We start from the raw sequence: 5,935 nt of genomic DNA, 5'->3' as shown, positions 1-5,935 counted from the left end.
GTCGCCGCCCGTCGAAGGGTTTCGCGCGCCCCAGCGTCTCGGCGGCATCGAAGAGTTCGTCGAGGCTGCCGACACGCAGGAGCCCCGCGCGGCGGAATGCAGCATCAAGCACCGCATCCGGGCGCGCCAGGGCGGCGGTATGGGTCGCGGGTGCGTCCTGCGCATCGCTGCCATGGCGTGGCTTGACTATCACCACCGGTTTGACCCGTGCCGCCGCACGCGCCGCCGACATGAACTTGCGCGGCGCCGAGAGTTTTTCGACATGCAAGAGAATGGCCCGGCTATGGCGATCCGTGGCGAAATGATCGAGCAGATCGCCGATATCGACGTCGCGCTTGTCGCCGACGGAGACGATTGCCGAGAAGCCGAGATTGCGCCGTGCCCCCCATTCCAGCATCCCCGCCGCGATCGCGCCCGACTGGGTGACGAGCGCGAGATCGCCCGCTGCCGGCTTGCGCCGGGCGAAGCCGATATCGAGGCCGATGCGCGGCATGATCACGCCGAAGGAATTGGGTCCCACCAGCCGCAACCCGTGACGGCGCGCGATCGCTGCTGCTTTCGCGCCGTTCGAGCCCGGTCCGCGATCATCCTCGGCGGCGATGATCACGGCCGCAGCGACGCCGCGCCGGCCCGCTTCCTCGAGGATCTCCGGCCAGTATCGTCCCGGGGCGGTGATCACCACGAGATCGGGGACGAAATCGAGGGAAGCCAGATCGGGCAGGCAGGGCTCGCCGTCGATTTCGCCGTAGCGCGGATTGATGCAGGCGATCCGCCCGGCAAAACCGCCGGCACGCAGGTTGTCGAGGGCGGCCCTCCCGAGCCCGCCCGCCCGGGGGCTCGCGCCGACGAGTGCGATCGAGGCGGGGTTGAAGACCTTGTCGAGACGGTAAGTGCTCATCGCAGCGCATTCCTGGACGGGGTCGGCGTCGATGTGAACAGGTCATGCGGCACGGCACATGACCGATAGAATACCTATGGTGATCAACGCAGCGATACCCGGATATTCGCCCGACTGCGGCGATCGGACGCTGTTACGGTGCAAAACGCGGCGGGCGGCTGCCGTCGGTATCGTCGATCGCGTAACGCTGTGCGAGATCGGCGGCGTGCACGACCCGACCGGCATGAGCGGCGGCGTCGCCCTGCGCCAGCAACGCAGCGATGCCGCGCCCGAGATAAAGCGGGCTCTCGCCTTCATCGTCGCGCATCCCCGCCTCCATTGCCCGCTCCGTGCGCACCCGCCCCGGGGCGAGGGCGAGCGCGGTGACGCCCGTTTCCGCGAGATCCTGCGCGCAGGCATAAGCGAGCCGCGCCACGCTCGCCTTGGCGATGTCGTAGGTGAGATCGCCGAGGTAGCCGGAATCGGGATCGAAGGTGACGAAACCGATCACGCCGGCGCGGGCGGCCACCATGGCCGGTGTCACCGCATGGGCAAGCACCAATGCCGCATAGAGCCCGGTCTCCATGGCGGGCGCGAACCGCGTCAGCGGGCGGCGCCAATAGGGATCGCCCCAGCGCGTGCCGTCATCGTAACGCTCGCCGTCGAAGCCCTCATTGCCGCCCCAGACGGCGCAGATTGCGACATCGATGCGCCCGAAGCGGCGCAGGCACCAGGCGGTGAGCCCGTCCACGTCACGGGGATCGGTGTGGTCGCACCTGTAGGGATAGGCGCTCCCGCCCGCCGCGATGATCGTGCGGGCGGTGTCCTCGATGGTTTCGCGCCGCGCTTCGGTGATGCGCCCACCCTCGCTCGAGCGCGCCGTCACCACCACACGCATCCCCGCCGCGCCGAGGGCAAGCGCGATGCCGCGCCCCACCCCGCGCGAGGCCCCGGCCACGATCGCGACGGGGGCGGGTTCGGGCGAGGATGCTGTGCGCTGCGAATCGGCGTCCGGGGCTTTTTCCATGCCGGGACGGTAGCCGGCGGGCGCACGAGCCGCAACGGAACACCCGCGCCCGGCGCCGTGTTGATGCAGTCCGATCAAGGGAGTGCGATCATGCCGAAGCTCGAACGGATCCTCGAAACCGTCCTCTATGTGAAGGATCTGGAGCGTGCTGCAGCCTTCTACGAGGAATTCATGGAGTTGCCCGTGCTGTTCTCCGACCAGCGCATGCGGGCCTTCGATGTCGGCGGCAACGGCACGCTCCTGCTCTTCGTCACCGGCCAGTCCCTGCGCCCGGTCGAGACGCCGATGGGCACGATCCCGCCGCATGACGGGGAGGGCCCGGCCCATATTGCCTTCTCCATCGCCAAGGCCGAACTCAAGGCCTGGGAAAAGCATCTCGACAAGGGCGGTATCGCCGTCGAGAGCCGGATGGAATGGCCGCGCGGGGGCATCAGCATCTATTTCCGCGACCCGGACGGGCATCTTCTCGAACTGGCCACGCCTGGCCTGTGGAAGGGTTACTGACGAACACGTCTGCGTCAAACCCGCACGCGGGCAACGATTTGGCTGATCTGAGCGTTAGCTTATTGTGAGAGGCTCCGTAGGGCTACGCTATCGAGGAGAGTATTCCGCGTGTTAGGTTTCTGGCCATGAATGACCGGCACGAAAACCCGTTCGACATGATCGCGGAGGACACCGCCCCGCGCGGTGGCATTCTCACCAGGCTGCGTGGGGCGCCGCGTATCGTCTTCGCGGTGATCTGCCTGCTGGTCGGGCTGGGCATCGCGGTTGCCGATGAATTGCTGCGCGATGTCGAGCGCGAGGCCGAGCGGGCGCAGGACATTGCGCTCGAGGACGCCACCCCGCTCGACATCAGCCGCGCTGTCATCGCCGATCTAGAGGGCGGGATCGGCCCCGCCGTCACCATGCTGATCGAGGAGGGGCTCGAAGAGGCGCGCAATCTCGGCGATGCCATGCTGGTCATCCGCATGAACACGCCGGGCGGGCTCGATTCCTCCACCCGGGACATCATCCGCCTGATCCTCGCCAGCGATGTACCGGTGATGACCTATGTGGCGCCTAGCGGCGCGCGGGCAGCGAGTGCGGGTACCTATATCCTGTATGCGAGCCACGTGGCGGTGATGGCGCCCTCGACCAATCTCGGGGCGGCCACGCCGGTCCAGATGGGCGGCGGTGGCCTGGGTGGTGGCGGTGAAGACGAGGACGGCTCCGAAGATCCCATGACGCGCAAGGTCGTCAACGATTCCGTTGCGTTCATCCGGGGGCTCGCGGAATTGCGCGGGCGCAATGCCGACTGGGCCGAGGAGGCGGTGCGCGAGGGTGCGAGCATCACCTCCAGCGTCGCGATCGAGCAGAATGTCGCCGATTACATCGCCGATGATCTGCGCGCGGCGATCGACGGGGCTGACGGACGCGTCGTCAACCTGCCGCGCGGGAGCGTCGTTCTGGAGAGCGCCGGGGCCGAAATCGTGCCATTCGAGCCGAACTTCATGACGCGTGTTCTCGGGGTGATCACCAATCCCAATGTCGCCTACATCCTGATGCTGATCGGGATTTACGGACTGATCTTCGAATTCGCCAATCCCGGCATTGTGTTTTCCGGCGTGATCGGTGCGATCTCGCTCATTCTCGGACTGTTCGCCCTGAATCTCCTGCCGGTCAACTATGCCGCCTTCGCGCTGGTGGGTCTGGGGGTGGCGCTGATGATCGCGGAGGTTTTCTCGCCATCCTTCGGGATCATGGGGATTGGCGGCGCCGTCGCCTTCGCCCTCGGTTCGATGATGATCTTCGACGGTGAGGTGCCCGGTTTCGAACTCGATATCAGCGTCGTGGTCGCCGCGACCGCCGTTACCGGGCTGATCATCTTCATCGCGCTGACCACCGCCTTGCGCTCCTTTCGCGCGCGAACCGTCAGCGGTGACCAGGGCTTGCAGGACGAAACCGGCACGGTTCTGAGCTGGTCGGGCCGCAAGGGCGAAATCATGATTCACAGCGAGCGCTGGCATGCGGTTGCCGACGAAGCCCTCACCCCCGGTGACACGGTACGCGTGCTCTCCCGCGAGGGCCTCGATCTGCGCGTCGCACCCGTAGCGCAAGCCGGATCCGACGCAAGCGCACCCGGGATTCGAACGACCTGAATGTGAACGACCTGAATTCGAATGTCCTGAGGAGGACCCAGATGCCGATCGATTTCGCCGCCTATATCCTTCTCGCCGTGCTGGTCATCATCGTGATCGGCTCTGCAATCAAGATCATGCGTGAATACGAGCGCGCCGTGGTCTTCACCCTCGGTCGCTTCACCGGCGTGAAGGGCCCGGGTCTGATCATCATCATTCCCATCATCCAGCAGATCGTGCGGGTCGATATGCGTACCGTGACCCTCGACGTGCCGAGTCAGGACGTGATCTCACGCGACAATGTATCGGTGAAGGTCAATGCGGTGATCTATTTCCGCGTCGTCGATCCCGACCGCGCCATCATCCAGGTCGAGAATTTCATGGTTGCGACGAGCCAGCTGGCCCAGACGACGCTGCGTTCGGTGCTCGGCAAGCACGATCTCGACGAGATGCTGTCCGAGCGCGACAAGCTCAACGAGGATATCCAGGAAATTCTCGACAAGCAGACTGATTCCTGGGGCATCAAGGTCGCCAATGTCGAGATCAAGCACGTCGATATCGACGAGAGCATGGTGCGCGCCATCGCCCGGCAGGCCGAGGCCGAGCGCAACCGCCGCGCCCGCATCATCAACGCCGAGGGTGAATCCCAGGCGGCCGAAAAACTTGTCGATGCCGCCAAGCTGCTCGGCACGGCGCCCGAAGCCATGCAGCTTCGCCTGCTCAACACGCTCTACGACATTGCCGGTGACAAGAACTCGACCATCGTCTTCCCCGTTCCCATCGACATGCTCAAGGGCATCTTCGGCGAGAATGCCAACATCCCCGGGCCCTTCGTCGCGGGTGGCGACCAGACCGGCCAGCCGGCCCGCCCTGCGCCTGCATCCGCCGGCACCGCACCGGGTGAGGCCAGTGCGACCAAGAGCGGCTGATCGCCCGCGCCGCCATTGCGATACTCCTGCGGCAAGCGGGATCGGGCAAAGCCCCGATCCCGCTTTTCATTTGTGCCGCCGCCTGCGCCGGCCCGGTATGGCGACGCGGCGGGGCGGTGGTGCTAGCATCACGCAAAGGCCGATGAAAGGCATGATCAGGGGAGGTCACATGATCCGCTATCTCAAGGAAGGCGCAGCCGCAGAGGCGCTGGCCGCCGCAGACAAGAAAACCCGCCAGATTGTCGAGGCGATTCTGGAGGATATCGAGACGCGCGGCGACGAAGCCGTGCGCGAATATTCGCGCAAGTTCGACAAATGGGACCCGCCGCAATTCCGTCTCAGCGAGGCCGAGATCGACGCGGCCATCGCCGAGGTGCCCGCGCAGGCGATCGAGGATATTCGCGTGGCCCGTGAGCAGGTCAAGCGTTTCGCCGAGGCCCAGCGCGCGAGCTTGCAGGATCTCGAGATCGAGACGTTGCCGGGCGTGGTGCTCGGTCATCGCCATGTTCCGATGGATTCGGTGGGCTGCTATGTGCCCGGTGGCAAATACCCGCTGATCGCCTCGGCGCTGATGTCGATCGTCACCGCGAAGGTTGCAGGCGTGCGCCGCGTCGCGGCTGCGGCACCGCCGCACGGGGGCAAGCCGAATCCGTATGTGATCGCCGCGATGACCATGGCCGGGGCCGATGAGATCTACGCTTTCGGCGGCGTCCAGGCCATGGCGGCGCTCGCCATCGGCACGCAGGACATCGCCCCCGTCGACATGCTGGTCGGCGCCGGCAACGCCTTCGTGGCCGAGGCCAAGCGCCAGCTCTTCGGCCGGGTGGGGATCGATCTGCTCGCCGGCCCGACAGAAACCCTCGTCATTGCCGACGATTCATGTGATGCGCAGACCTGCGCCACCGATCTCCTTGGTCAGGCCGAACACGGCCCGACCTCACCCGCAGCGATGATCACCGACAGCGAGGAGCTTGCCCGCGCCACC

At 66.0% G+C, this 5,935-nt stretch carries 6 protein-coding genes; 4 read left to right on the top strand and 2 right to left on the bottom strand.

The features are described from left to right. Together VKP01_RS12670 and VKP01_RS12665 are read right to left on the bottom strand one after the other, a co-directional pair. Positions 1–898: CoA-binding protein (locus VKP01_RS12670; protein WP_324412818.1), on the bottom strand; the 898-nt coding region annotated here is incomplete at its 3' end. A gap of 133 nt (positions 899–1,031) precedes the next feature. After that, entirely contained in the window at positions 1,032–1,904 is an 873-nt protein-coding gene (locus tag VKP01_RS12665) for an SDR family NAD(P)-dependent oxidoreductase (RefSeq protein ID WP_324412816.1), read from the bottom strand. A 90-nt stretch (positions 1,905–1,994) separates the two neighbouring features. On the opposite strand from VKP01_RS12665, the gene VKP01_RS12660 reads away from it, so the two are divergent. The 4 genes from VKP01_RS12660 to hisD all read left to right on the top strand — a co-directional run. Next, positions 1,995–2,408, top strand: coding sequence for a VOC family protein (locus VKP01_RS12660; RefSeq protein ID WP_324412814.1), 414 nt, complete (start codon positions 1,995–1,997; stop codon positions 2,406–2,408). Between the two features lie 125 nt (positions 2,409–2,533). Then, a complete protein-coding gene (locus VKP01_RS12655) occupies positions 2,534–4,042 on the top strand; it encodes a nodulation protein NfeD (RefSeq protein WP_324412813.1) in 1,509 nt (502 codons plus the stop codon). A 41-nt stretch (positions 4,043–4,083) separates the two neighbouring features. Further along, positions 4,084–4,950, top strand: a complete 867-nt coding sequence (locus VKP01_RS12650) for a slipin family protein (protein ID WP_324412811.1) — start codon at positions 4,084–4,086, stop codon at positions 4,948–4,950. Positions 4,951–5,119: 169 nt separating this feature from the next. Next, a partial coding sequence (hisD, locus tag VKP01_RS12645) for a histidinol dehydrogenase (RefSeq protein ID WP_324412809.1) occupies positions 5,120–5,935 on the top strand: 816 nt, incomplete at its 3' end.

Source organism: Saliniramus sp., from assembly GCF_035311605.1.
Taxonomy (GTDB): Bacteria; Pseudomonadota; Alphaproteobacteria; order Rhizobiales; family Beijerinckiaceae; genus Saliniramus.
This window is presented reverse-complemented; position numbering and strand designations above follow the sequence as displayed.